Source organism: Roseateles sp., from assembly GCF_039595595.1.
In the GTDB taxonomy this organism is placed as follows: domain Bacteria; phylum Pseudomonadota; class Gammaproteobacteria; order Burkholderiales; family Burkholderiaceae_C; genus Roseateles.
Genome location: NZ_JBCNLG010000002.1, coordinates 418,560 through 445,345, shown reverse-complemented (window position 1 = coordinate 445,345; position 26,786 = coordinate 418,560). Strand labels below are relative to the sequence as shown.

General features: G+C 68.7%; 22 protein-coding genes and 1 tRNA gene. 15 read left to right on the top strand and 8 right to left on the bottom strand.

Annotated elements, in window-relative coordinates; translation table 11 throughout:
- Positions 1–42 precede the first annotated feature (42 nt).
- A complete protein-coding gene (locus tag ABDW61_RS04735) occupies positions 43–1,272 on the bottom strand; it encodes a phospholipase D family protein (RefSeq protein WP_343636690.1) in 1,230 nt (409 codons plus the stop codon).
- Positions 1,273–1,926: 654 nt separating this feature from the next.
- On the opposite strand from ABDW61_RS04735, the gene ABDW61_RS04730 reads away from it, so the two are divergent.
- The 7 genes from ABDW61_RS04730 (at position 1,927) to ABDW61_RS04700 (ending at position 7,440) form a co-directional block, all read left to right on the top strand.
- Positions 1,927–2,865, top strand: coding sequence for a hypothetical protein (locus tag ABDW61_RS04730; RefSeq protein WP_343636688.1), 939 nt, complete (start codon positions 1,927–1,929; stop codon positions 2,863–2,865).
- 68 nt (positions 2,866–2,933) lie between these two features.
- Positions 2,934–3,290, top strand: a complete 357-nt coding sequence (locus ABDW61_RS04725; RefSeq protein ID WP_343636686.1) for a hypothetical protein — start codon at positions 2,934–2,936, stop codon at positions 3,288–3,290.
- A gap of 167 nt (positions 3,291–3,457) precedes the next feature.
- Complete coding sequence (locus tag ABDW61_RS04720) at positions 3,458–4,771, top strand: S8 family serine peptidase (protein WP_343636684.1); 1,314 nt, start codon at positions 3,458–3,460, stop codon at positions 4,769–4,771.
- A gap of 79 nt (positions 4,772–4,850) precedes the next feature.
- Complete coding sequence (locus ABDW61_RS04715) at positions 4,851–5,102, top strand: hypothetical protein (protein ID WP_343636682.1); 252 nt, start codon at positions 4,851–4,853, stop codon at positions 5,100–5,102.
- A gap of 187 nt (positions 5,103–5,289) precedes the next feature.
- Positions 5,290–5,640 (top strand): GntR family transcriptional regulator, encoded by a 351-nt coding sequence (locus ABDW61_RS04710; protein WP_343636680.1) that lies wholly within the window; start codon positions 5,290–5,292, stop codon positions 5,638–5,640.
- Positions 5,637–6,518 (top strand): ABC transporter ATP-binding protein, encoded by an 882-nt coding sequence (locus ABDW61_RS04705; protein ID WP_343636678.1) that lies wholly within the window; start codon positions 5,637–5,639, stop codon positions 6,516–6,518. Before ABDW61_RS04710 ends, ABDW61_RS04705 begins: the two co-directional genes overlap by 4 nt.
- Before the next feature lie 22 nt (positions 6,519–6,540).
- Positions 6,541–7,440 (top strand): hypothetical protein, encoded by a 900-nt coding sequence (locus tag ABDW61_RS04700; RefSeq protein ID WP_343636676.1) that lies wholly within the window; start codon positions 6,541–6,543, stop codon positions 7,438–7,440.
- Between the two features lie 42 nt (positions 7,441–7,482).
- Here ABDW61_RS04700 and ABDW61_RS04695 read toward each other — a convergent pair whose 3' ends face one another.
- The 3 genes from ABDW61_RS04695 to ABDW61_RS04685 all read right to left on the bottom strand — a co-directional run bounded on the left by ABDW61_RS04695 (position 7,483) and on the right by ABDW61_RS04685 (position 8,546).
- On the bottom strand, positions 7,483–7,701 hold the full coding sequence (locus ABDW61_RS04695) for a hypothetical protein (protein WP_343636674.1): 219 nt from the start codon (positions 7,699–7,701) through the stop codon (positions 7,483–7,485).
- 39 nt (positions 7,702–7,740) lie between these two features.
- Positions 7,741–7,875, bottom strand: coding sequence for a hypothetical protein (locus tag ABDW61_RS04690; protein ID WP_343636672.1), 135 nt, complete (start codon positions 7,873–7,875; stop codon positions 7,741–7,743).
- Positions 7,876–8,066: 191 nt separating this feature from the next.
- Positions 8,067–8,546 carry an Lrp/AsnC family transcriptional regulator gene (locus ABDW61_RS04685; RefSeq protein WP_343636670.1) on the bottom strand — a complete coding sequence of 160 codons (480 nt, stop codon included), beginning with the start codon at positions 8,544–8,546 and terminating at the stop codon, positions 8,067–8,069.
- A 212-nt stretch (positions 8,547–8,758) separates the two neighbouring features.
- On the opposite strand from ABDW61_RS04685, the gene ABDW61_RS04680 reads away from it, so the two are divergent.
- From ABDW61_RS04680 to ABDW61_RS04660, 5 genes are all read left to right on the top strand, one after another.
- Complete coding sequence (locus ABDW61_RS04680; protein ID WP_343636668.1) at positions 8,759–9,853, top strand: saccharopine dehydrogenase NADP-binding domain-containing protein; 1,095 nt, start codon at positions 8,759–8,761, stop codon at positions 9,851–9,853.
- Between the two features lie 14 nt (positions 9,854–9,867).
- On the top strand, positions 9,868–11,370 hold the full coding sequence (locus ABDW61_RS04675) for an aldehyde dehydrogenase family protein (protein ID WP_343636666.1): 1,503 nt from the start codon (positions 9,868–9,870) through the stop codon (positions 11,368–11,370).
- On the top strand, positions 11,363–12,469 hold the full coding sequence (locus tag ABDW61_RS04670; protein WP_343636664.1) for a DUF1338 family protein: 1,107 nt from the start codon (positions 11,363–11,365) through the stop codon (positions 12,467–12,469). Before ABDW61_RS04675 ends, ABDW61_RS04670 begins: the two co-directional genes overlap by 8 nt.
- A gap of 23 nt (positions 12,470–12,492) precedes the next feature.
- A complete protein-coding gene (locus ABDW61_RS04665) occupies positions 12,493–13,905 on the top strand; it encodes an FAD-binding oxidoreductase (RefSeq protein ID WP_343636662.1) in 1,413 nt (470 codons plus the stop codon).
- 102 nt (positions 13,906–14,007) lie between these two features.
- A tRNA-Leu gene (locus ABDW61_RS04660) sits at positions 14,008–14,092 on the top strand.
- A 171-nt stretch (positions 14,093–14,263) separates the two neighbouring features.
- Here ABDW61_RS04660 and ABDW61_RS04655 read toward each other — a convergent pair.
- From ABDW61_RS04655 to cphA (ABDW61_RS04645), 3 genes are read right to left on the bottom strand one after another with little or no spacing between them, the layout of a single operon-like run.
- Entirely contained in the window at positions 14,264–16,387 is a 2,124-nt protein-coding gene (locus ABDW61_RS04655; protein ID WP_343636660.1) for an FUSC family protein, read from the bottom strand.
- Entirely contained in the window at positions 16,387–18,975 is a 2,589-nt protein-coding gene (gene cphA, locus ABDW61_RS04650) for a cyanophycin synthetase (RefSeq protein ID WP_343636658.1), read from the bottom strand. Before cphA (ABDW61_RS04650) ends, ABDW61_RS04655 begins: the two co-directional genes overlap by 1 nt.
- Before the next feature lie 60 nt (positions 18,976–19,035).
- Positions 19,036–21,213, bottom strand: a complete 2,178-nt coding sequence (gene cphA, locus ABDW61_RS04645; RefSeq protein ID WP_343636656.1) for a cyanophycin synthetase — start codon at positions 21,211–21,213, stop codon at positions 19,036–19,038.
- 114 nt (positions 21,214–21,327) lie between these two features.
- Between cphA (ABDW61_RS04645) and ABDW61_RS04640 the strand changes: the two genes are divergently transcribed.
- Together ABDW61_RS04640 and ABDW61_RS04635 are read left to right on the top strand one after the other, a co-directional pair.
- Positions 21,328–23,640 (top strand): ABC transporter ATP-binding protein, encoded by a 2,313-nt coding sequence (locus tag ABDW61_RS04640; protein WP_343636654.1) that lies wholly within the window; start codon positions 21,328–21,330, stop codon positions 23,638–23,640.
- Positions 23,641–23,658: 18 nt separating this feature from the next.
- The gene (locus tag ABDW61_RS04635) at positions 23,659–24,126 is read left to right on the top strand and encodes a DUF1854 domain-containing protein (RefSeq protein WP_343636652.1); all 468 of its coding nucleotides are present in this window, start codon (positions 23,659–23,661) and stop codon (positions 24,124–24,126) included.
- Positions 24,127–24,150: 24 nt separating this feature from the next.
- Here the strand turns inward: ABDW61_RS04635 and ABDW61_RS04630 are convergent, their stop codons facing one another.
- Positions 24,151–24,768, bottom strand: coding sequence for a trimeric intracellular cation channel family protein (locus ABDW61_RS04630; protein ID WP_343636650.1), 618 nt, complete (start codon positions 24,766–24,768; stop codon positions 24,151–24,153).
- 125 nt (positions 24,769–24,893) lie between these two features.
- On the opposite strand from ABDW61_RS04630, the gene htpG reads away from it, so the two are divergent.
- A complete protein-coding gene (gene htpG, locus ABDW61_RS04625) occupies positions 24,894–26,786 on the top strand; it encodes a molecular chaperone HtpG (protein WP_343636648.1) in 1,893 nt (630 codons plus the stop codon).

Below are 26,786 nucleotides of genomic sequence, written 5' to 3'. Positions count from 1 at the left end.
AAGGTCCGCTCGGCTCAAGAATTGCATCTTGGTTGTTTCGATTTACGTCTCGTATACCAGTGAGTCTAGAAGGGCCGCTCGGGCATTCCAAACTCTGGCCTGAGCTGGATCACGAGGCTTTGCTGCCACGTACCACCGGGTTCGCTGCACCTCTTGTATCACGCCTTTCCAATAGTTCGCCTCGACAAGGGCACTCGCGGATCTATCAAGGAATCTAGCGAGCCCCCTCTTGCTTGCAAAATTAATCGAAACAAAGACGTCGGGCCTCCGAAGGGCGGCGATTCTTGTCGCCAACCCAAAGCCGAGGCTGCCCCGTCCGTTGTCGATCCGCCGGATCGCGGTCCAGTACTGGCGCCAGTGAATTTCGTTCACAGGTCCGTAGAGGGGAATGTTATCAATTGCGCCCGAAAAATCTTCCGGTTCGTCTACTACCAGGGCTTTGAAGTCCGGGCGCTGTTGGGCTACCTTCATGCTCCCAAAGTAATCCCAGTCGATCCGATCTGCAACGATTGTTCTCTGGCTCGCTAGGCCGGCGACTCGCATGCGATCCTCCTTTGGCATAGCGGCATAACTGGAGTGCATTCTGAAGAGCTGTGCCACGTAATCAAGCATGACCAAGCGGCGCTCGATGTCATGACTGGGCGGCATTTCTTGGGACAACTTCTCATAAAATTCGTCCCAAGTTAAATTGATGGGAAGACCTTCGCGCTGATTGGTCTCGTCTCGGCTAGAAGTGTCCTTTCGCAGATCGTCGATTTCCTTGCGCTTCTGCTTGCCAAGCTCGTAAAGGCGCTCATACTCTGCTAACCACTCCGGCGTGTACGTAACGCACAGCATATCTCGGGAGGCTTCCGCCATCCAATCAAGGAGCTCTTTAACCGACGGAGCTGTCTTATCAAGATCCGTCAGGATGCTCAATTCATCGTTGCACTCAAAAGCGCCGCGCGTGAGGTTATGGCTTCCGATAACTATCGAAAATCTATCTGCATGCTCGAACATGTAGATCTTTGGGTGGAAAAGTTCGGGGGAATTGCGGCGAATAAAGGCTTTGCCGGGGTGGCTGGCAAGCGCGCGAAGGCATTTGGGATGCGTCTGAGAACCATGTGTGCCGACAATGAGATGCTTGAATATATTCATGCGTGCGATAGCGGCATCAAAAACTTCATTCGGCGTCGCCCAAGCTACGGCCCAGGATGCGCTGATGCAAGTATTTGTCTGTTCAATCAAGACGCGGACAACATCGGCGTGGGCCGACAAGATGGTTGTGCTCATATTATTTCAGCCTCCCTTGTGTCGTTGAAATGCCAATCTATCGATGCTCTTGTCAGTAGCGATGACATATTGGATGCGCCAGTTCAATGCTTCAGCAAAAAAACATAGGTGAGTGTCCTCCTTGGGACTGGCGCAGGGCGCAACGGTGCAAGCGTGCGACCCATTTCTCCGTTGGATACTCCCGGTGAGAGGCGCTGAAGTTAAGTCAATCGGCTGAGAGTCGCATGACGTGGCGATGCTGACGCAATCCCTTAACGACCGGCCGAAAGAGCTTCTGCGCTCAAGGATGCGTAACGCCTAGCTGACGCTATCTCAGGCCCCTTCGAAACGCTCATTCATCTCGATGGCCCTTCCTCAAGCTTGAGGATTTCAGATCCGGCGCGCGCGGCTAGTCTGCGCCCGCTGCGATTCATGTCGCGGCGCAACACAGCATCAACGACAAGACACGCTCGACGTGTCACGCCCGGGTCCCTTGCAGCGGCATCGCGTCCTTGAGGGACGCGTGCTCGCCGCATTCGTCGCAACCCAGAGCGCTGGGTGTCGTGAGCACGGCTCGCGCATCACCTCCTTCCCGCCGTCCGTCAGACAGCTGTCCCACGAGACAGCCCGTCCATTCCGAACTGTTCGCCAATTCATTTCGCATGGGAGATCGTCATGATTCATGTCACCGCAGATGTGTTCTCGGGCCGCCCGAATCCCAGCTGGGAGATCGCCGACTCGAGCGAAATTCGCGCGGCTTTGTCCGAACTCGCGGGCAGCCAAAGCCTGCTCAGCGCGCCTTCCTCGGCACTCGACGGGCTCGGCCAGTTGCGAGGCTTTCACGTCGACATCCAGAGCGACGAAGCCGCAGCCGAGTTTGGCTTTGGTACCTCGGTCTTCGTTCCACTCTCCGCGGACCGCGGCGACGGCAAGCTGCACGCGCTGGCTGAGCGATTGATCGCCCTCGCGTCGGAGAGCGGTGTGGCCGCCGGCGCCGCGGCCGCCGGCGTGCACGCGTCGCAGGTGATCCCGCATGCCGACCTCCAGACCTTTCTGCGCGGCAAGCTCGGCCGCCAGACCGGCGTGACGGCCTCCGACTCGAATGCGCAGGCCGAAGCCGAGGCCGCCAGGGAGCAGGCCGCCGCCGCCGCGACCTGCATGATCGAACTCGGCGCCTACAACCCGGGCTTCTGGAACAACGATCCCACCGTCCGCGCACGCAACAACTGCTACAACTACGCGAGCAACAAGCGCACCAACACCTTCGCCCAGCCAGGGCGCGGAAGCGGCCACATGTACACCGCCATCACCTGCCCGGCGGTGACGAAGGCGGCGTTGAGCGACGGCTTGCATCAGCGCTTCGTGTGCTTCCCGGACTCCGAGAAGCCCCGATACCTGGTCGCCTTGGTGGTGGCGCCCGGGCCGGGTTTCATCGACTTCCACTGGTATCGCAAGAATTCCGAGGGCTTCTGGAGTCACAAGCCCGGCGGCACGGCGGCGCGCAACGTCGACAACAGCAATCACGTCATCACTGATCCTGCGACATGCGACCGTGGCCCCTACACGCAGTTCTGTGGCTACTTCTACACTTGCCGGTCGCAGCGCATCAACTGACGCCGCCCTCTGATCCGCCGGCCGCGGAGGCCGCTCCGGTGGGGCGGCCTCCACGTGTGGAGCCACGGATGATTGTTGAATTGGAGATCTACAGCGGCCGCGTCAATCCGTCGTGGCCGCTGACCCGCGAGGAGATGGGCGAGCTCCAGTTCCGGCTGGCCGGTCTGCCGGAGCGGCGTGCGACTTCCTTGCGCGATGAACCGCTCGGCTACCGCGGCCTGCGCGTCGTCGACGCGCCCGCCGAAGGGATGTCCTTGACCGTGAGTGCCGGGACGATCGAGTTCTCCGGGCCGGGCGGTCTCCTCCGCCAGTTCGACGACGCCGGCCGGCGCCTGGAGTGCTGGCTGGTCACGACCGCGGCAGGGCGGCTGGACGAGAGCCTGCGGCAGATCGCCCTCGCGGACATCGGATCGAGTTGCCCCTGAGGCCTCCTACAGACTGGGGATGAAACGCCGCGCGCTCCTCAAAGGGTGGGATGCCGCCCTCCGGGCCGTCTTGCAGACTGCGCTTCGCCGGGCAGCCAGCGAAACGCGCTCCGCCATGGCAGCCCCAGCAACCCCACGCGTTCCACACGCGGACAAGGAGACCGGTCATGCCCACCAAGCGTTCCAATCCCAAGCGCACCCAGACACAGTCCAACAGCGCCGCCCGGACATCGTCCACTGTGGAAGAGATGCTGCTGGCCGCCCAGGCCAGCGGCAGCGACTCCATGGAGACGGGCCGCTTCATCGTTACCTTCAAGGAAGGGGCGGTGGACGAAGGCATCAAGGCCATGCGGGCCCAGTCCATGCGCACCGCCGACGCGCGCGACTTCAATGACCAGTCAGTCGAACTCTCGGGGCTGGGCGACGCCGACGCGCTGGTCTTTCCGGAGATCGGTGCCGCCGTCGTCGGCGCCGCCGCAGCCCAGGAGCGCGGCATGAGCGCGGCGGCTGAGCTGGCATCCGACGACGCGATGCAGATCATCGAGCCCGAGTACTTCGTCTTCCCCGAGGGCAGCGAAGACTATCTCCGCGGCTTCCTGCGCGCCGCGGAGACCATCGCTCGCGACCTGGGCACCACCGTCGCCGTGGAAGCCAGCCCCGGCGAGGAGGCCGAGGTGGCCGGCAATACCTGGGGGCTGAGCGCCTGCCGGGTGCCGGCCAGCATCCGCAACGGCACCGGCATCAAGGTCGCCGTGCTAGACACCGGCTTCGCGATCGGCCATCCGGACTTCGTCGGCCGGGCCGTCGTCAGCGCCACCTTCGTGGGCCAGCCGGTGCAGGACCTGCACGGCCATGGCACGCATTGCATCGGCACCGCGCTCGGCCCGCAGGCGCCGGCTGGCGCCACGCCGCGCTACGGCATCGCCTTCCGCGGTTCCATCTTCGTCGGCAAGGTGCTGAGCAACTCCGGCGGCAGCGTGGGCGGCAGCGTGCTGGCGGGCATGAACTGGGCCATCGCCAACCGCTGCGAAGTCATTTCGATGTCGCTAGGCGGAGCCGGTCCCGTGCAGGCGGCCTACACCGCCGCGGGCCAGGCGGCCCTGCAGCGCGGCCTGCTCATCGTCGCCGCGGCCGGCAACGGCAGCGGCGCGCCCACCGGTTACCCGGCAAACTCGCCGACCATCATGGCGGTCGCGTCGCTGGACAGCAACCTGCGGCCGTCGTCCTTCAGCAACCGCGGCAAGATCGAGATCGCCGCGCCGGGCCGCGACGTGTTCTCTGCCGCGCCCATGCCGCGCCGCTACGCGACGATGAGCGGCACCAGCATGGCCACGCCGCATGTGTCCGGCTGCGCCGCGTTGTGGGCGCAGAGCAGCCCGGCGCTGCGCGGCATGGCGCTGTGGAACCGCCTGCGCGCGACGGCCCGTCCGCTTCCCTTCCCGGCCAGCCAGGTGGGCGCCGGCCTCGTGCAAGCCCCCTGACGCGTCGAGCCCGCAGCTGCCGGTGCACAATGCGCGGATCGCAATGCTGCCGCCCCGTGACGGCGCCCTGGAGGCTGCCATGAGCTCGATCCGACATACCGCCCACAAGGAATGGGTGGTCACGCTAGGCGCCGGCACGGAGGCCTCCCAGGCCCGTGCCGCGCTAGCCAAGGCCGGCTTGCGCATCGAACACGTACTCGGGGAGATCGGCGTCATCACCGGTCACGGTGGCGCTGAACTGGGCGAGGCGCTGCGCAAGATCAAGGGCGTGGCGGACGTGGCCGAGCAAGCCCCCATCGATGTCGGCCCGCCCGACTCCCCGGTGTCCTGACAGACGCCCCGAGGCGAGGACGCCACCTTCGCGGTGGTTCCGACATGGCAGCCCGAGGCCGGGTCTGCCTCGCCCTCCACCTCATCCCCCCATTTCTGCATCCTGTCGCTCCTAGGTAGGGCTTGCGGGGCCCGGTTGCTATGGTGTGCTACATCAGCAACACACCGGCGCCCTGGCGCCTTGCGTCATGCACAGCTGGAACGATCAAGCGCCGATCTATCAGCAGCTCGCCGACCGCCTGGCGACGCAGCTGCTCGACGGCGATCCGCCTGAAGGCGAGGCGCTCCCCTCGGTGCGCGCCCTCGCCAGCCAGTACCTCATCAACCCCCTGACCGTCAGCCGCGCCCTTCAGGCCCTCGTCGACGAGGGCCTGCTCGAGAGCCGCCGCGGCCTGGGCATGTACGTCCGCGACGGCGCCCGCGTCCGGCTCATGCGCAGCGAGCGGGAGCATTTCCTCCAGGACGAATGGCCCCGCCTGCGGGAGAAACTTCGCCGCCTCGGCCTGCGGCCCGAGGACCTGAATTGGGAGGACGCATGAATACGCTCATCGACGCCAAGCACCTGAGCTTGCGCTACGGCCGCAAGGCGGCCCTGCAGGACCTGACCTTCACCATCCCCGCCGGCCGCGTCGTCGGCCTGCTCGGCCACAACGGCGCCGGCAAGACCAGCCTCATGAAAACCCTCGTCGGCCTCAAGCGCCCCGAGGGCGAACTCCGCGTCCTCGGCCTGGACCCCCACACCCAGCGCGGCCAGCTCCTCACCTCCCTCTGCTACATCCCCGACGTCGCCGTCCTGCCCCGCTGGGCCCGCGCCGGCGAACTCATCCGCCTCATGGAGGGTCTGCAGCCCCGCTTCTCCGCCGACCGCGCCCGCCAGCTCCTCAAGCGCACCTCCGTCACCGAGTCCGACCGCGTCCGCCATCTCTCCAAAGGCATGGTCACGCAGCTCCACCTCGCGCTGGTCGCCGCCATCGACGCCAAACTCATGATCCTCGACGAGCCCACCCTCGGCCTGGACGTGATGTCCCGCAAGAGCTTCTACGAGATGCTCATCGACGAGTGGTGCGACGGCGAGCGCTCCGTGCTCATCTCCACCCACCAGGTCGAGGAGGTCGAGTCCCTGCTGTCCGACGTGATGATGCTCGACGAAGGACGCCTGGTCCTGAACATCTCCCTGGCCGAGATGGACCAGCGCTTCGTCGCCCTGTCGCACGACCCCGACGCCGCCGAGGCCGTCGCCGCCAGCCATCCGCTGCTGCGCTACCGCGTGCAGGGCCGGCCCGCCGCGCTGTTCGACGGCGTCGCCCCCGACACGGTCGCCCACCTCGGCCAGCGCGTGCGGCCCAGCCTGGTCGACCTGTTCATGGCCCTGACCCGCAAGCCCGAAATCCAGGCCAGCACGCCGGAATCGGCCTGATCCCCTCATCAAGGACATCCCCATGACGCTCTTCAACACGCTGCTGCTGCGCGAGTGGCTGCAATACAAGCGCGCCTGGATCGGCCTCGTGCTGGGTCCGGTGCTGCTGCTCCTGGCGCTGGTGCCGTTCAGCCAGGTCGAGGGCATCGACACCCCCGCGCCCGAACCCGTCGCGCTCATCGCCGGCCTGGTCACCGTCGCCCTCGTGCTGGTGCTGACCGTGGTCCTGTGCGGCTATCAGCTGATGGGCCTGGCCCGCCGCGACCAGCAGGACCGCTCCATCGAGTTCTGGGCCTCCCTGCCGGGCTCGCATGCCGCCAGCCTCGGCGCGCCCCTGCTGGCGCATGGCCTGCTGGTGCCGCTCGCGGCCACCGCGCTCGCCGTGCTCGGCGGCGCGCTGATCGGCGCCATCATGGCCTTCAAGGAATTCGGCCTCGCCGCGCTCCATCAGACGCAATGGGCCGTGCTCCTGCAGGTCACGATCTGGATGGGCCTGCGCCTGCTGGTCGGCCTGGCCGTCGCGGCGCTGTGGCTCGCGCCCTTCGTGGTCGCGCTGATGGCCGCCTCCGCCTGGCTCAAGCGCTGGGGCGCGCCGCTGCTGTTCATCGCGGTCGCCGCCTTCCTCAAGATCTACAAGAACGAGCCCGCCGCCGAGGCCCTCGCCCGCCTCCTGACCCGCCAGGTCGGCGGCGCCGCCCAGGCCATGTTCCTCGGCGCTCAGACGCTCCTGCTCAAGGACGAAGGCCGCGAGCACGTCGGCCTGCAGGAGTTCTTCGACGCGCTGTTCCGCCTGCCCGAGGTCGCCCGCGACACGGTGCCCGAGGTGCTTCAGCTGATGGCGCAGCCGCAGTTCATCGGCGGACTGGTCTTCGCCGCGCTGTGCTTCGGACTGCTGGTGCTGCAGCGCAAGCGCAGCCTCTGACGCTGACTCTGAGACGGGACGGCCGGCCGCCGGCCGTCCCGATCAAGCCAAGGCCGTGGCGAGCGGAACCAATGCCGGAGCAAGGACCTGGCGCAGGTCGCCTTCAGCCTGGTCGAGCAAGGCCATCGCGGCCAGCAGCGCCAGCACCGCGATCACGACGCCGATCGTGCGCAGCAGCACGCGGCGCCATCGATGAGGCCGGGCAGAGGACCGCGCGGGGACAGGCGGCACGGCGCCGCCCAGACGGGCAGGGGCTTTCATGGCGGACTCCGGAGTGAGAAGAGGAAGTCGCCGCCGCGCTCAGGGGAGCATCGCGCCGAGGCCCCACAGCAACGCCGGATAGACCGCGCCCCAGGCCACCGCGAGGATCGCGACGGCTTTCAAGCCGACAAGCAGCGGCGGGGTGTGGGGGGTGATGGCGGGGGGCTTCGTCATGGTGCGCTCCTGGAGCTGGCGACACATGTCGTGCAAACGGCATGCCAGCTCGCGCCGTTGACCACCGGCCCCCCCTAAAACATCACGTTACCCGCGCTCAACGAAGCGGACAGACGACGGCAGCGAAAGTAGCGGCGCGTGCCGGCCTCGATGGCCGCGCCTGTCTGCGGCAGTCTGCGCCTTCCCGCGCGTCACGCGCTGCGATCGACCCGCAGCGCCAGCAGCACCGAGGTGTGCGTCTTGATGACGCCCTCGATCTCCCCGATTTCATCGAGCAGCGCATCCAGCCGCGCCGTGCTGTCGGCGCGCAGCGTCGCCATGTAGTCGAACTCTCCGCTGACCGACGCCAGCTGGCGCAGCTCCGGCAGCCGCGACAGCCGCTTCACGACCTCCCGCCCCGCGCGTGGCTGCACCGTGATGCCCACGAAGGCCTGCACCCCGCGCTCCACCGCCTCGCCGCCCAGGCGCACCGTGTAGCCGGCGATCAAGCCCTCCGCCTCCAGCCGCGCCAGCCGCGCCACCACCGTGGTGCGTGCCACGCCCAATTGGCGGGCGAGGTCGGCGGTGCTCGCGCGGGCATTGGCCTGCAGCAGCGCGATCAACTCGCGGTCGGTCTGGTCGCGCAGCGTCGCCGGCGGGGCGGGCGAGGGCGCGCTCTTCTTCGCGTTCATGAGGGCTTGGCCAATCGTGATGAAGTGCTCGGGATAAACCCTTGTTTTCGCCGGAATGAATGATCACGCCGACGAATCGTCAGCATAGAGGCGTTTTTCGTCGAAGTCGCGCTTTCTTTCGTCAGCAGAGGTTCCGACACTGCGGCCATCGCATCTCTCCGGCGTGCTGCGCGCGCCGGGACCTCTTCTTCCAGGATCACAAGGAGCACGACATGAAAGTGGCATTGCTGGGCGCCGGACACATCGGCCAGACGATCGCGCGACTGCTGCAGGGCAGCGGCGACTACCAGGTCACCGTGATGGACAAGAACGCCGCCGCGCTCAAGCACCTGGCGGGCCAGGCCCTGTCGACGAAGACCGTCGACACCGAGGACAAGGGCCAGCTCGCCGCCGCGCTGCGCGGCCATGACGTCGTCGTCAACGCGCTGCCGTACCACCTGGCGATCACCGCCGCGCACATGGCGCTGGAAGCCGGCTGCCACTACTTCGACCTGACCGAGGACGTGGCCGCCACCAAGGAGATCAAGCGCATCGCCCAAGGCGCCAAGACCGCCTTCATGCCGCAATGCGGCCTCGCCCCCGGCTTCATCGGCATCGTGGCGCACCACCTGGCCAAGCGCTTCGATTCGCTCCAGGACGTGAAGATGCGCGTCGGCGCGCTGCCCGCCTTCCCGACCAATGCGCTGAAGTACAACCTGACCTGGTCGGTCGACGGCCTCATCAACGAGTACTGCCACCCCTGCGAGGCCATCCACGACGGCGCCGCGATCTCCGCGCTGCCGCTCGAGGGCCTGGAGCACTTCTCGCTCGATGGCGTCGAGTACGAGGCCTTCAACACCTCCGGCGGCCTGGGCACGCTGTGCGAGACCTGGGAGAACAAGGTCCGCAACCTGGACTACAAGACCGTCCGCTATCCGGGTCACCGCGACCTGATGATGTTCCTGCTCGACGACCTGGCGCTGAAGAACGACCAGGAGAAGCTCAAGGACATCATGCGCAAGAGCATGCCCGCCACGATGCAGGACGTGGTCCTCGTGTTCGTGACCGTCTCGGGCATGAAGAACGGCGTGCTGATGCAGGAGGTCTTCGCTCGCAAGATCTTTGCCGAGCGCGATGGCGAGCAGCCGCTGTCGGCCATCCAGATCACCACCGCCGCCGGCATCTGCGCCGCGGTCGACCTGTTCCGCGAAGGCAAGCTGCCGCAGTCCGGATTCATCCGCCAGGAAGAGGTCGCGCTGCCGGACTTCCTCGCCAACCGCTTCGGCAAGGCCTATCAGCAGTCGCGCCAGGTCGAATCGATCGGCTGAAGGAGAATCCCGCGATGACTACCACCACCGACCTGCTGGCCGCCCTGGGCGTGCCGAGCGCCGCCTTCACCGGCGGCTCCATGACCGTCCGCAGCCCGATCGACGGCGCGGTGATCGGCGCGGTCCACGAGGCCAAGGCCGCCGACATGACCGCCGCGATCGCCCGCGCGCAGCAAGCCTTCCTGGCCTGGCGCACCGTGCCGGCGCCCAAGCGCGGCGAGCTGGTCCGCCTGTTCGGCGAGGAACTGCGCGCCAACAAGGCCGCGCTCGCCCGCCTGGTGTCGCTGGAAGCCGGCAAGGTGACCAGCGAAGGCGAGGGCGAAGTGCAGGAGATGATCGACATCTGCGACTTCGCCGTCGGCCTGTCGCGCCAGCTGCATGGCCTGACCATCGCCAGCGAGCGCCCCGGCCACCGCATGATGGAGCAGTACCTGCCGCTGGGCGTGGTGGGCATCATCTCGGCCTTCAACTTCCCGGTCGCGGTGTGGGCGTGGAACTCGGCGCTCGCGCTGGTCTGCGGCGACACCTGCGTGTGGAAGCCCAGCGAGAAGACCCCGCTGACGGCCCTCGCGACGCAGGCGCTGTTCGAGAAGGCCGTCGCCCGCTATCAGGGCGCGCCGGCGCATCTGTCGCAGGTCCTCATCGGCGGCGCGGCCGTCGGCGAGGCGCTGGTCGACGACACGCGCGTCGCGCTGGTCTCGGCCACCGGCTCGACCCGCATGGGCCGCGCGGTCGGTCCGCGCGTCGCGGCGCGCTTCGGCCGCTGCCTGCTCGAGCTGGGCGGTAACAACGCGATCATCGTGACCCCGAGCGCCGACCTGGACCTGGCCGTGCGCGGCATCCTGTTCGGCGCCTACGGCACCGCCGGGCAGCGCTGCACGACGACGCGCCGCGTCATCGCGCACGAGTCCATCCATGACGAGCTGGTCGCCCGCCTGGACCGCGCCCGCGCGCAGCTCAAGATCGGCAGCCCGGTCGAGCCCGGCAACCTGATCGGCCCGCTGATCGACCAGGGCGCCTTCGACGCGATGCAGGCGGCGCTGAAGGCCGCGCGCGCGCAGGGCGGCGAAGTCAGCGGCGGCGAGCGCGCGCTGGCGTCGCAGTACCCGGAGGCGTTCTACGCGGTGCCGGCGCTGGTCCGCATGCCGGCGCAGACGGACATCGTCAAGCACGAGACCTTCGCGCCCATCCTGTACACGCTGAAGTACAAGACGCTGGACGAAGCGATCGCGCTGCAGAACGACGTGCCGCAGGGCCTGTCCTCGGCCATCTTCACGAACGACATCCGCGAGGCCGAGACTTTCGTCAGCGCCAGCGGTTCCGATTGCGGCATCGCCAACGTGAACATCGGCACCTCGGGCGCGGAGATCGGCGGCGCCTTCGGCGGCGAGAAGGAGACCGGCGGCGGGCGCGAGTCCGGCTCGGACGCGTGGAAGGCCTACATGCGCCGCAGCACCAACACCGTCAACTACTCGCGCGAGCTGCCGCTGGCGCAGGGCGTGAAGTTCGATGTCTGAGCGCGCGGGAGAACTGAAGGCGCAGAACGCGCTGAGCCTGCGCGTGGCCGAGGCCGCCGGCAGCGGTGTCTTCGCGCTGCTGCGCGGCGCGCTCGGCGTGGACGCGGCGCGGGCCGCGTTCGAGCGGCTGCACGTCGTGCCCGGCCTGCTGAAGGCGGCGGGCGAGCAGGTCTCTCGCGCCGAACTGGCGCAGGCGCTGAACATGGCGCTGTTCCTCGACGTCACCCGGCGCGTGCCGATGGCGGCGGCCTATGTCGCCGACCTGCAGCGCGACGGCCAGCAACTGGTCTTCGACCACGGCGCGCTGCGCACGGTGGCGTGGCCGAGCGGCGCGCTGCCGCCGGGCGAGGCCGCCATCACGCGCGTGCTGCGTCCGCTGGGCTTCACGATGGCGGCGACCTATCCGCTGCCGCGGCTGAAGATGACCGGCCGCGCCTGGCGCCATGCCGACTTCCCCGAGGACATCGCGCAGTTCTTCGTCTCGGAGCTGCATCCGGAGCGCTTCTCCGGCAGCTTCCAGGGCGCGGTGACGCGCGTGCTGGCGAGCTCGCGCGATCCGCTGGCGCCGGCCGACCTGGCGCTGCTGGAGCAGCTCGCGCGCGACGGCGCGCTGGCGCTTGACGCGGCGGTGGCGCTGCTGCCCAAGTTGATCGGCTGCTTCGCCCGTCAGCATGGGCTGTTCGAGGCGGATGACTATCAGGCGCTGCTGGCCGAGTCCGCCGAGATGGCCTGGATCGCGACCGAGGGCAATGCCTTCAACCACGCGACCGACCGCGTCGCCGACATCGAGGCGGTCGTCGCGGCGCAGCGCGCGCTGGACCGGCCGGTGAAGGACACGATCGAGACCTCCGCGACCGGGCGCGTGCGCCAGACCGCGTTCAAGGCGGCGCGCGTGATGCGCGAGTTCCTCGACCGCGGCCAGCGCGTGATGCTGGAGGTGCCGGGCAGCTTCCACGAGTTCATCCAGCGCGCGCCGCTGGAGGCCGGCGGCGGCGCGCTGGACCTGGCCTTCGACGCGGGCAACGCGACCGGCATCTTCAAGATGACGGCGGGCGCGGCGAAGGACGCCGACACGGCCGGTGAGGCCGCGGCGTGCTGAACGCGGCCGGCCCGTCAGGTCGCGTGAGCCGCTCCAGTTTCGTCGCCGAGGCGCGTGCCATCTGCGGCGAGGCCTTTGTGCAGGAGGGCGCGGCGATCGAGCCGCGCTTCCTGCAGCCAGCGCGCTACGCGGCCGGTCAGGCGGCGGCGCTGGTGCGGCCCGGCTCGCGCGACGAAGCAGCCCGCGTGATCGCGCTGGCCGCGGCGGCCGGGCTGCGCGTGGTGCTGCAGGGCGCGCACACGGGCCTGGTGCGCGCGGGCACGCCTGACGACGCGCAGGGCGAGGTGCTGCTGAGCACCGAGCGGCTGCGCGAGGTCTTCGAGCTCGACCTGCTGGACCGCACGCTGCGTGTGTCGGCGGGGTTCCGGCTCTCCGAGATCAATGAGCGGCTGGCACCGCATGGCCTGTGGTTCCCGGTCGATCTGAGCGCCGATCCGTCGATCGGCGGCATGGTCGCGCACAACACCGGCGGCACGCGGATGCTGCGCTACGGCGACGTGCGGGCCAACACGCTGGCGCTGGAGGTCGTGCTCGCGGAGCCGGCGGGCCAGGTCTTGCGCCTCGGCCAAGGGCTGCAGAAAGACAACTCGGCGCTGGCGCTGGGGCAGCTGTTCATCGGCTCCTCAGGCAGTCTCGGACTGGTCAGCGAGGTCACGATCAAGCTCGCCCCGCTGCCGCGGCAGCGCGCCGTCACGCTGGTCGCGCCAGCGGCGCTGGAGCACGTCTTCCCGCTCTACGCGGACGTGATGCAGCGCTGGGGCGGACTCGTCTCCGCTTTCGAGGGCATCAGTCGCGCGGCGCTCGAAGCCGGCCTGCACGGGCAGGACGTGGCGCGGTGGTTCGACGGGCAACTGCCGGACTACGCAATGCTCATCGAACTCAGCAGCGAGCTGCCGAGCGATCAACTCGATCTCGGCGGGCTGCTGCAAGGCTGGCTGGAGGCTGAATTCGAATCGGGGCGGGTGCGGGATGCGGTGCTCGATGCCGACGAGGCGATCTGGGGCCTGCGCCATCGCATCAGCGAAGGGCTGCGGGCGCAGGGGAAGGTGATCGGGCTCGATCTCTCGCTGCCCAGGCGGCACTTCATGGCCTTCCGCGAGCGCGGGGCGGCGTGGCTCGCGCAGCGCTTCCCGCAACTGCGGCTGGCGGACTTCGGCCACCTCGGGGACGGGGGCATGCACTTCAACATGGTGTGGCCGGCGTCGGCGGGCGCCTGGACGGGCGAGCAAGAGCTGACCCTGCGTGAGGGGCTCTATGCGCTGGTGGCGGAGCTGGGCGGGTCGATCAGCGCGGAGCATGGGGTTGGGCCGCAACTGCAGGCGGCGTACCGGGCGCACTGGGCGAGGGTGGAGCCGGGGGTGCTGGCGTGGGCGATGGCAGTACAGAAGTTGTGGGATCCGCACGCGCGAATGGGAAAAGTGGATTGGGGTGGGTGAATCGCTTGTCAGATTCTCAAATCGTGCTAAAGTCCAATTCTTCGCTGAGACGCGGTTGAAACGCAGGTTGAAACCCAGTTAAGGCGAAGACAAATCCTGAAAGCCCAGGTGGCGGAATTGGTAGACGCACTAGTTTCAGGTACTAGCGGGTAACTCCGTGGAGGTTCGAGTCCTCTCCTGGGCACCAAATCTGAAAAGCCGGCCATGAGCCGGCTTTTCTCATTCTGCTGCCCAGGAAGTGATGTCCGGTGGACATCACGGGGGGACTCGAATGGTTTGGACCGGGAGGTCCAAACCGGGGTCGCGCTTGCGTGACCGAGTCCTCTCCTCGTTGAAGTGCGGCTTGCTGCAGCGCGGCTTACTGCATTCTGGAGATGGCGGGGTCGACGCCGGAGGGCGGGGTGGCCATGGCTTCAAAGGCTGCATGGGCGGCCTGCCCGGCGCGTGCTGCGTCATCAAGGCTGACCTGCATCCGTCTGCGCATCCACGGCTTGAGGTCTTCCAACGGCCCCACATCCGGCAGCAAGCTCCAATCCTGCAGCGCCTGCACGGCATGCGGCACGGGCTCCTCCCCGGCGAGCGCGCGCTGGAGCCGCTTGGCCGCTTCCGGCATTTCCGCCATGAACGCTGCGTCGAGGTCCTTGGCGCGCCGCATCAGGCTCTGCCGCATCATCGACAGATGGGCCATCAACCGATACCCGTGATCCAGCACGGTATTGAGTTCCTGCAACGGCGGCCTGACGCGCTTGGGCTCTGCGGCGCTCCGCGTCAACGCGGCCGACAGGGCCGCCAGCGCGTCATACGCCTGCCGCCTGGCCATCCTCTGCGTCAACGCTCCGGCCGGTGTCATTTCCGCCGACATCGCCTGCACCGCGTACTGCTGCAACGCGCTCCTGGCCCGCTTCAGCGCCCTGGGCAGATTCCTCCGTTCCCAGCTCGGCAGCACATAGCTGAACGCCCACGCCAGCACCGCGCCCAGCACCGTATCCGCGAGCCGTTCCGAGATCGCGATCCCATGGGACGGATCCGCCAGATGCGACTGCAGCAGCGCCATCACGGTCGCCGCGATCGCGGTCACGAGATACCTTCTCGTCACGAACGCATGCGCCACGCCGACCGCGATCTGCAGCACGACGATCCACAGCGTGACGTGCTCGATCTGCGCGAGCCCGAGCATCACGCCGCACCCGATCGCGGTCCCGAGCACGCGCATGTTCCGCCGTTCCAGCGTCTGATCCAGGCTGCCCCGCAGCACCACCGCCACGGACAGCACCAGCCAATGCGGATGCGACGCCCACGGCAGCGCCAGCGCAATGAAATAAGCCGCCGACAAGGCCAGCGTGCTGCGCAGCGCATGCCGCATCACCGGCGAATCCAGATGCCACTGCGCCTTGAGCAGGCCCATCGGCCAGCCCACCGGCGTCACGAAGTTCCTCAGCGGTCCCGCGTCCACCGGCAATGGCGGCAGCGGCTGCGACATATCCAGCGCGCGCCCCATCGCCAGCACTTCCGTGTCCAGATGCGACAGCCGGTCCTGCAGCACCAGCTGCAAGCGCACCCTGGGATCCTGCGCCGGCAGATCCGGCCATCGCGTCGCCTTCACGCTCACCGCCGCCGGCGCGCGCTCATCGAGCAACGCATCCCGGTATTCATCCAGCAGCACCGCCAGCGCCTTCAGCCGCCCGACCAACTGCGCCCGCATCTCCTGCCCCAGCGGATCCTCTCCGAGCAGCTCCAGATCCAGCCGGCTGGCCAGCATCAGATCGCGCAGCTCCACCACATGCAGCAGCACCGCCGCGCTTCTCGGATCCGTCTTCGCCCGCGGGAACACCTGATCGCGCGCGGTCTGCAGCAGCTCCGCCAGTTGCGCCTCATTTCCCAGCCAATCGCGCATCGCATGCGCCGCGCCGCCGCTGCCCAGCAGCTCCGCGCGCGCGCTCAGCAGCTGCGCCAGTCCATGCAGCGCATCTGCCAGCGCCAGCCGATGGAAGCGCCTTTGCAGCAGCGCGCTCGAGATCACGCTCCACACCAGATAGAGCGCGATGCCCGCCGCCCCGCTGGCCATCACGATCGCCAAGGGCTGAGGCGGCCAGGCGAGCGCGAACACCATCGCCAGGATGGGCGCGAACGACACCGGCCCGGCGCGCGGTCCCCAGCTCAGCAGCATCGCGCTGCCGAACGCCAGCGCCGCCACCACCGCCCCCATCGCCGCGCGATACGGATGCAGCACCGCCACCAGTCCGACGGCGAGCAGCGTCATCGCTCCGGCCGTCAGCACGCGATTGCGGTTGCGCCGGACGCTGCCCGGCAGATCGGCCAGGCTGGCGCAGATGGCGCAGGCCATCGCCAGCTGCGAGGCGACCTGCGACAGCGCGGCCGGTGCCGCGTGCGACACGATCACCTGCACCAGCATCACCCCGAGGGCGACGCTCAGGCCGTTCCACCAGTGCGCCGGCCAGTGACGCCAGCGACCGGCCGACATCAGGCTTCCCGGATGCGCTGGTTCAGATGGGCCAGCGCTTCCTCGACCTGGTCGACCAGCACCAGGCACAGGTCACCCGGCTGCAGACGTTCCAGCGCGCGGTCGATCGCGACGAACTCGCCGCGGATCTCCTCGATGTGCTTGGTCCGCGTCGCGCCCTTCAGGCCCTGCTGCAGCAGCGCGAGCACTTCGCCGTCCTCGCGGCCGCGCTGGCAGGCGTCCTGGAACAGGATGGCCTCGTCGAAGGCCTCGCCCAGGATCTGCGTCTGCACGCGGATGTCCTCGTCGCGCCGGTCGCCGGCGCCCGAGATCACCACCGAGCGCTTGTTGGCCGGCAGCGCCTGCACCGCCTGCACCAGCGCGCGCATCGCGTCGCCGTTGTGGCCGTAGTCGGCGATGACGGTCGCGCCGCGGTAGTCCATCACGTTGAAACGTCCCGGCACGCTGTCCGGGTCGCTCATGAAGCTGGCCAGCCCGCGCCGGATCGTGTCCCAGTCCAGGCCCACGCCCCAGGCGGCGGCCACCGCCGCCATCGCGTTCTCGTTCTGGAACGGGATCGCGCCGCCGCGGGTGAAGGGGATGTCGCGCAGCGGGATGGACTCGCGCCATGCGCCCTGCGCCGCGACCAGCGCGTCGCCGTCGATGTACACGCAGCGCTTGCCCTGCGCGCGGTGCGTCGCCATCAGCGGGTGATGGCGGTCGCTGGCGAAATAGATCACCTGCCCCGGGCAGACATCGGCCATCCGCGCCACGACCGGATCGGCCGCGTTCAGCACCGCGTAGCCGTTGTCCGCCACGTTCTGCACGATCACGCGCTTGACCAGCGCCAGCTCCTCGACGGTGTTGAGGAAGTTCATGCCCAGGTGGTCGCCCTCGCCCAGGTTGGTCACCACCGCCACCTGGCAGCGGTCGAAGCCCAGGCCCTCGCGCAGCACGCCGCCGCGCGCGGTCTCGAAGACCGCGGCCTCGACGTCCGGATGCATCAGCACGTTGCGCGCGCTCTTCGGACCGGAGCAGTCGCCGCTGTCGGTCTGGCGGCCATCGACGTAGACGCCGTCGGTGTTGGTCATGCCCACGCGCAGCCCCTGGGTCGCGAACATGTGGGCCACCAGGCGCGAGGTCGTCGTCTTGCCGTTGGTGCCGGTCACCGCCACGATGGGGATGCGGCCGTCCTCGTTCGCGCTGCCGCGATTGCCCGGGCCGTAGATGCTCGAGATGATGGCCTCGCCGACATCGCGGCCCTTGCCGTAGGACGGGCTCAGGTGCATGCGCAGTCCCGGCGCGGCGTTGACCTCGACGATGCCGCCGCTCTGCTCCTCGAGCGGCTTGTGCACGCTCTCGGCCACCACGTCGACGCCGCAGACATGCAGCCCCACCACCGTCGCCGCCGCGATCGCGCGCGCCGCGACCTCGGGATGCACGTCATCGGTCACGTCCGTGGCGGTGCCGCCGGTGGAGAGGTTGGCGTTGTTGCGCAGGATCACGCGGCGGCCCTTGTCGGGCACCGACTCCGGCGTCAGGCCCTGCAGGTCCAGGCGCGCGATGGCGATGTCATCGAGGCGGATCTTCGTCAGCGAGGTGGCGTGGCCGTCGCCGCGGCGCGGGTCCTCGTTGACCTTGTCGACCAGCTGGCGCACGGTGTGCACGCCGTCGCCGATCACGTTGGGCGGATCGCGGCGCGCCGCGGCCACCAGCTTGTCGCCGACCACGAGCAGCCGGTAGTCGCTGCCGGGCAGGAACTTCTCGACCATCACGGTGCCGATCTCGTCGGCCGCCTTGTAGGCCATCTCCAGATGCTCGCGCGTGGCGACGTTGACGGTCACGCCCTTGCCCTGGTTGCCGTCCAGCGGCTTGACCACGACCGGCAGGCCGATCTCCTGCGCCAGCTCCCAGGCCTCGTCCACCGAGGACACCGGGGCGCCCACCGGCACCGGCACGCCGGCCGACTGCAGCAGGCGCTTGGACAGGTCCTTGTCCTGCGCGATCGATTCGGACACCGCGCTGGTCGCGTCGACCTCGGCGGCCCAGATGCGGCGTTGCTTCACTCCCCAGCCCAACTGCACCAGCGAGCCCTGCGTCAGGCGGCGGAACGGGATGCCGCGCTTGCAGGCGGCCTCGACGATGGAGCCCGTCGAGGGGCCGAGGCGGATGTCCTCGTCGGTCTCGCGCAGCGCCTTGATCGCGCCGTCCGCGTCGAAGGGGGCGCCCGACTGCGCGGCGGCGATCAGCTCGACCGCCTTGTCGAAGGCGGCGCGGCCCACGTCCTCCTCGCTGTACTCGACCACCACCTGGTAGGTGCCGGCCTCGGAGGTCGTGTGCGTGTGGCTGAAGGTCACCGGGCAGCCGGCCTGCGCCTGCAGCGCCAGCGCGGCCTGCTCCAGCACATGGGCCAGCGAGATCGGCGTCTTGGCGCTGCTGGCCGGCCGCAGCGGGCCGATGCCGGGGAAGCGCTCGCGCAGCCGGGTCTCGAAACCGTCCATGTCGGCGAGCGCGCGCTCGGTCTCGCTGCAGTGCACGACCGCCTCGATGGCGGTGTGGCGGCTCCACATGTTGGGGCCGCGGAGGGCGCGGGTGCGGGAGACTTCCATCTGTCGTCTTTCGGTTCGTCTGTTCTTGGAGTGTCGACGGGTCGGGTCAGGCGGTGGCCTTCAGCGCGGCAGCTCCGGCACGAAGGTGTCCAGGCCGGCCGAGATCAGCTCCGGCGAGATCCCCATCGCCCAGGCCGTGGCCACGGCCGCCAGCACGGAGTCGGTGTCGATCTCCTGCCCGGCGGCCCGGAAGCGCGCCTGCAGCGATTCCACGTTCGCGCCCGAGGTCTCCGCGCCGCCCTGCGCCAGCATCGCGGCGCCGCCGCGCAGGAACACGCCGCGGCCTTCCTTGGCGCGATGCCCGGCCAGCGCGGCGTTGTCGGCCGCGACGGCGTAGAAGATGACCTCGCCGTCGGACAACGGGCCCATCTCGACCAGCCGCGGCTCGTCGGCGTTGAGCACGGCGACGCCGTCGGACAGCACCACGTCGACCTGCGTGCGCAACACCTTGAAGAGCTGGTCCTCGGTCTGGATGTCGTGCTTGTCCAGCTCGGGCACGCGGCCCATGTCGGTGACCAGGCCGACCTGGCAGCGGTCATAGGCCAGACCGTCGCCCAGGATGGTGCCGGCGCCGTTCTCCACGACGATGGCGTCGACCGCGCGGTTCATCAGCAGGCGGTGGCTGGCGGCCCAGGTCGCGCTGGGCTTGCGCTCGACGCGGCGGGTGCCCAGGAACAGGCCGTCGCCGCAGGCCAGGCCGACGTGGCGGCCGTTCAGGTGCAGCAGCCAGCCGACCAGGCGCGCGATCTGCGCCGTGCCGCGCGAGCCCGCCACGCCCACGATGGGGATGCGGCCGTTCTCGTCCTCGGCGAACAGGTGGTCGATGATGGCCTGGCCCACCGGCTGGGGCATGCCCTCGGCCGGCTTCAGGTGCATCAGCAGGCCGGGGCCGGCGTTGACTTCGACGATGGCGCCGCCGGTCTCGGACAGCGGCCGCGCGATGTCGCTCGTGACCAGGTCCACGCCGGCGATGTCCAGGCCGACGGTGCGCACCGCCAGCGACACGGCATGCGCCACTTCCGGATGGATCTGCGCGGTGCAGTCGATCGCGACGTTGCCGTTGCGCTGGATCAGCACGCGGCGGCCGGCCTCGGGCACGGCGTCGCTGGACAGACCCTGGCGCTGCAGGTCCAGCTGCACGACCGCGTCGCCGGCGATGTCGATGCGGTTGAGCGGGAAGTCCTCGGTCGTGCCGCGGCGCGGGTCGGTGTTGATCTGCAGGTCGATCAGCTGCACGACGGTGTGAATGCCGTCGCCGGTGATCCAGGCCTCCTCGCCGCGCGCGGCGGCGACGACCTGGCCGCCGACCACCAGCAGCCGGTGCTCCATGCCGGGGATGTAGCTCTCCACCAGCACTTCCGAGCCTTCCTTCTCCGCCAGCGCGAAGGCGGCCTCGATGTCGGCCTGGTGGCGCAGGTCCAGCGTGACGCCGCGGCCATGGTTGCCGTCGGACGGCTTGACCACGACCGGCAGGCCCAGGTCCTGCGCGACCTCCCAGGCCTGGGCGGCGGTCTCGACCGCCTGGCCCGCCGGCACCGGCACGCCGACCGACTTGAGCAGCTCCTTGGTCAGGTCCTTGTCGCGCGCGATGCCCTCGGCGATCGCGCTGGTCATGTCGGTCTCGGCGGTCCAGATGCGGCGCTGGCGCGCGCCGTAGCCCAACTGGACCAGGTTGCCGTCGTTCAGCCGGATGTGGGGGATGCGGCGGTCGGTCGCGGCGGCGACGATGGCGGCGGTCGACGGGCCGAGGTAGCAGTCGTCGAGCTTGTCGCGGATCGCCTCGACGGCGGCATCGACGTCGAAGTCGTCGCCATTGATCGTGGCCATCAGCAACGCGTGGCCCTGCTCGAGCGCGCAGCGGGCGACCTGCTCGTCGCGGGCCCGGAACACCATCCGGTACACGCCGTGCTGCGAGGTCGAGCGCGTCTGGCCGAAGCCGGTCGGCATGCCGGCCAGGTTGAGCAGCTCGATGACGACATGCTCCAGCACGTGACCCATCCAGGTGCCCTCGGTCAGGCGCTGCAGGAAGCCGCCGCGCTCGCCGACGCCGCAGTGGTGCTCCTCCAGCGCCGGCAGCCGCGCGCACAGCCGGCCGGTGAATCCGGGGATCAGGTGGGAGGGATGTTCCTCCAGGCCGCCGAGGTCCAGCCAGGTTTCCAGCACCGGACGGTAGGTCCACATGTTGGGGCCGCGCAGGTAGTTGATGCGCAGGAGCTTGATGTCGTCGTGTCGGCTCATGAGGGGAGGGGGCGTGGAGGGGGACCGGCCAGAGGGCGGCTACTGGAATTTGAAGCGAAGCACAATTGTGCGCTTAAGAGAAAATCCGGCGAAACATCGCCAGAAGAATCACGAATGCAGCATCAACATCCTGTCTCGCCAGTTCCGGCCGGGTCGGCCGCCGAGGCCTTCGAATCACGCCATCGGCGTGGCGAGAACGTCCGGGCGACGCTGGAGGTTGACCTCGACAGGCAATTGCGCTTCCGCGCGGGCGCTCTGCAACTCACCGACCAGCGCCTGCTGGCCTGGACACCGTCCGGCAACGCGGATACCCCGGCCACGGATGACGCGCAGTTCCAGGAATGGCCGCTGTCGCCGGCGCTGCGCCTGCGGCTCTCCGACCACGCCGGGCTGGGCCTGCTGGAGCTGGTGGACGACTCGGGCCGGCTGGCGCTGTGGCGCTTCACGATGCAGGCCAACCTGCAGGCACAGCGCTTCCAGGACGCCTTCAACCGCCGCGACGAGCCGGCCCTGGACCAGGAGGCCGAGCCCGAGCTCTGCCCCAGCTGCCAGGCCGTGCTGCCCGAGGACAGCGAGGAATGCCCCTCCTGCGCCCGCGAGCTGCACACGCCGCCGTCCACCTGGGTGCTGCTGCGGCTGTGGCGCTTCGCGCGGCCCTACCAGGGTCAGCTGCTGCTGGGTTTCCTGCTGATGCTGGGCGCGACCGGCGCGACGCTGGTCTCCCCCTACCTGACCATGCCGCTGATGGACAAGGTGCTGATCCCCTTCCAGCAGGGCCAGCAGATCGATCCCGGCCTGGTGGCCCTCTACCTGGGCGGGCTGCTGGGGGCGGCGCTGGTGTCCTGGGTCCTGGGCTGGGCCAAGACCTACATCCTGGCGCTGGTGTCCGAGCGCATCGCCGCGGACCTGCGCACCGCCACCTTCGATCACCTGCTGGGGCTGTCGCTGGAGTACTTCGGCTCCAAGCGCACCGGCGACCTGATGAGCCGCATCGGCTCGGAGACCGACCGCATCAGCGTCTTCCTGTCGCTGCACGCGCTGGACTTCATCACCGATTGCCTGATGCTGCTGATGATCACGGTGATCCTGTTCTCCAACAACGCTTGGCTGGCGCTGGCCACGCTGGTGCCGCTGCCCTTCATCGCCTGGCTGATCCACCTGGTGCGCGACCGGCTGCGCACCGGCTTCGAGAAGATCGACCGCGTCTGGGGCGAGGTCACCTCGGTGCTGGCCGACACCATCCCCGGCATCCGCGTGGTCAAGGCCTTCGCCCAGGAGCGCCGCGAGGCCGAGCGTTTCCGCACCGCCAACAAGCACAACCTGGTCGTCAACGACCGGCTCAACAAGACCTGGAGCCTGTTCACGCCCAGCGTCTCGCTGCTGACCGAGATCGGCCTGCTGGTCGTGTGGGCCTTCGGCATCTGGCTGGTCGCGCATTCCCAGATCACGGTCGGCACGTTGACCGCGTTCCTGGCCTACATCGGCCGCTTCTACGGGCGGCTGGACTCGATGAGCCGGATCGTGTCGGTGACGCAGAAGGCCGCCTCCGGCGCCAAGCGCATCTTCGACATCCTGGACCACCACTCCAACGTGCCCGAGCCGGCGCAGCCGGTGACGCTGGACAAGGTCCAGGGCGGGCTGTCGCTGCAGGACATCGGCTTCCGCTACGGCAACCGGACGGTGATCCGCGATCTGAATCTCGAGATCAAGCCGGGCGAGATGATCGGCCTGGTCGGCCACAGCGGCTCGGGCAAGAGCACGATGGTCAACCTGATCTGCCGCTTCTACGACGTCACGGAAGGCGCGATCAAGCTCGACGGCGTCGACCTGCGCCGCTTCAAGCTCTCGGACTACCGCCGCCACATCGGCCTGGTGCTGCAGGAGCCCTTCCTGTTCTTCGGCACCATCGCGGAGAACATCGCCTACGGCAAGCCCGAGGCCACGCGCGAGGAGATCGTCGCCGCGGCGCGCGCCGCGCACGCGCATGAATTCATCCTGCGGCTGCCGCAGGGCTACGACTCGCTGGTGGGCGAGCGCGGCCAGGGGCTGTCCGGCGGCGAGCGCCAGCGCATCTCGATCGCCCGCGCGCTGCTGATCGATCCTCGCATCCTGATCATGGACGAGGCCACCTCGGCGGTGGACACCGAGACCGAGAAGGAGATCCAGAAGGCGCTGGACAACCTGGTGCGGGGCCGCACGACGATCGCGATCGCGCACCGCCTGTCGACGCTGCGCAAGGCCGACCGGCTGGTGGTCATGGACCGGGGCGAGGTCGTCGAGGTCGGTCCGCATGACGAGCTGATCGCCAAGCAGGGCGCCTACTGGCGGCTGTGGGAGGCGCAGGCCCGCCGCGTCGACGCGGAGGAGCAGGACAGCGTCGTGGTGGTCGCCCCCAACGTCAACGTCCACACGGCCACGCAGGCCTGATCGCGCCGAGGTTCCGACATGAGCAACATCCATTCCCTCGCGCGCGACGCCTTCGGCCGGCTGGCGCTGGTCGACGCGCAAGGCCTGACCCACGAGAACGTCAGCGCGGTGCGCGCGCATCCGCTGTCGGCGCCGGACGAGGGCATCTCCCTGATCGGCACCGATGGCCACGAGATCGCCTGGATCGACCGCCTGGCCGACCTGCCCGAGGCTCAGCGCGCGCTCCTGGACGAGGAACTCGCCCATCGCGAGATGACGCCGACGGTGCTGAAGCTGCTGGCGGTGTCGACCTTCTCGACGCCGTCCCAATGGACGGTCGAGACCGACCGCGGCCCGACCCGCTTCATCCTCAAGAGCGAGGAGGACATCCGTCGCCTCGGCGAGGGCCGGCTGCTGATCCACAGCAGCCATGGGCTGCACTTCCTGGTGCCGGACCGCTTCGGGCTGGACCGGCACTCGCGCCGGCTGCTCGAGCGCTTCCTGTAGCCGCCCCTTCAGCCGCCGCGCGGCTCAGTGCACCCGCAGCATCTGCAGCGCGGGCAGTTGCCAGCCGAAGCTCAGCGCCGCCAGGCGCAGCGCGGCCACGCCGATCATGCCCAGCACGAAGGCCCAGCGCATCGGCACGCCCAGCCCCTTGAGCAGGAAGTACAGCGCGATGCCGCCGATCGCGGCGGTGGCGTAGATGTCCTTGCGCAGCAGCAGCGGCGCCTGGCCGCTGAGCACGTCGCGCAGCACGCCGCCGCCGCAGGCGGTCAGCGTGCCCATCAGCGTCGCGGGCAGCGGCCGCAGGCCGTGCTCCTCGGCGATCTCGGTGCCGCACAGCGCGAACAGCGCCAGCCCCAGCGCGTCGGCCACCTTCAGCACCGCGATCGCGTGCTCCGGGAATGGCCCGACCAGCAGCGCCGCCAGCGCGCTGGCCATGATCACCAACAGGTAGCGCGTGTCCTTCATCCAGAACACCGGATGGCGGTTCAGCAGCAGGTCGCGCAGCGTGCCGCCGCCCACCGCCGTCATCGCCGCGATCACCATCAGGCCGAACAGGTCCAGCCCCGCCTGCATCGCGGCCAGCGCCCCGCTGACGGCGAACACCGCCACGCCCAGCAAATCGAACCAGTAGATCATCGGCATAGGGCGCGAAGTGTAGGGGCCGGCCCTTGAAACCGGGACCGGCAGTCCCATATGCCGCCGCGATAATCCAGCCCCCGCCGGGCCTGGCCCCGGCGGCCTCTCTCTCCACATCCTTCTCACGAACGATGGACAAGCAAACCCATTCCTTCCAGGCCGAGGTCAAGCAGATCCTGCACCTCGTGACGCACTCGCTCTACTCGAACAAGGAAATCTTCCTGCGCGAGCTGGTCAGCAACGCCTCCGACGCCTGCGACAAGCTGCGCTTCGAGGCGCTGGACCATCCCCAGCTGTTCGAGGACCAGCCCGATCTCCAGGTGCGCGTCTCCTTCGACGCCCAGGCCCGCACCGTCACCATCAGCGACAACGGCATCGGCCTGTCCGCGGAAGAGGCCATCGCCCACCTGGGCACCATCGCCAAGAGCGGCACACGCGAGTTCATGGCCAAGCTCGAAGGCGACCAGAAGAAGGACGCCAACCTGATCGGCCAGTTCGGCGTGGGCTTCTATTCCGGCTTCATCGTCGCCGACCGCATCACCGTCGAGTCGCGCCGCGCCGGCCTGCCGGCGGAGCAGGGCGTGCGCTGGAGCTCGGAAGGCACCGGTGACTTCGAGGTCGAGACCATCACCAAGCCCGGCCGAGGCACCGATGTGATCCTGCATCTGCGCGAGGGCGAGGATGAATTCCTCAAGACCTGGCGCCTGAAGTCGACGATCGCGAAGTATTCCGACCACATCTCGCTGCCCATCCTGATGCGCAAGGAAGAGTGGGACGCCGACAAGGCCGAGCAGGTCCTCAAGGACGAGTGGGAGCCGGTGAACAAGGCCTCGGCGCTGTGGACGCGCAGCAAGAGCGACATCACGCAGGCCGAGTACGACGCCTTCTATCAGCAGATCAGCTACGACACCGAGCCACCGCTGGCCTTCACGCACAACCGCGTCGAGGGCCGCAGCGAATACACGCAGCTGCTGTACATCCCGGCCAAGGCGCCCTTCGACCTGTGGAACCGCGACAAGCGCGGCGGCGTGAAGCTGTACGTCAAGCGCGTGTTCATCATGGATGACGCCGAGGCGCTGATGCCGGTCTACCTGCGCTTCGTCAAGGGCGTGATCGACTCGGCCGACCTGCCGCTGAACGTCAGCCGCGAACTGCTGCAGGAAAGCCGCGACGTGAAGGCGATCCGCGAAGGCTCGACCAAGCGCGTGCTGTCGATGCTCGAATCGCTGGCCAACAGCGAGGACGCCGCCGAGCGCGACAAGTACGCCCGCTTCTGGACCGACTTCGGCCAGGTGCTGAAGGAAGGCGTCGGCGAGGACCACGCCAACCAGGAGCGCCTGCTGAAGCTGCTGCGCTTCGCGTCGACCCATGCCGACACCGGCGTGAGCTTCGCCGACTACGTGTCGCGGATGAAGGAGGGCCAGGAGGCCATCTACTACATCACTGCCGACAGCCTGAGCGCCGCCAGAAACAGCCCGCAGCTCGAGATCTTCCGCAAGAAGGGCATCGAGGTGCTGCTGCTGACCGAGCGCGTGGACGAGTGGATGCTGTCGCATCTGTACGAGTTCGAGGGCAAGCCGCTGCAGTCCGTGGCCAAGGGCGCGGTCGACCTGGGCAAGCTCCAGGACGAGGACGAGAAGAAAAAGGCCGAGGAGGCCGCCGAGCAGTTCAAGCCGATGCTGGAGCGGCTCAAGACCGCGCTGGAAGGCCGCGCCAAGGACGTGCGCGTGACGACGCGGCTGGTCGACTCGCCGGCCTGCGTGGTCGTCGAGGAGGGCGACATCAGCGGCCACCTGGCCCGCATGCTGAAGCAGGCCGGCCAGACCGCGCCAGTGTCGCTGCCGACCCTGGAGGTCAACCCCGATCATGCGCTGGTGAAGAAGCTGGGCGCGATCGAGGGCGAGGACGCCCGCTTCGGCGACCTGGCCCAGGTGCTGTTCGACCAGGCGCTGCTGGCCGAGGGCGGCGTGCTCGAGGATCCGGCCGCCTACGTGCGCCGCGTCAACGCGCTGCTGCTGGGCTGA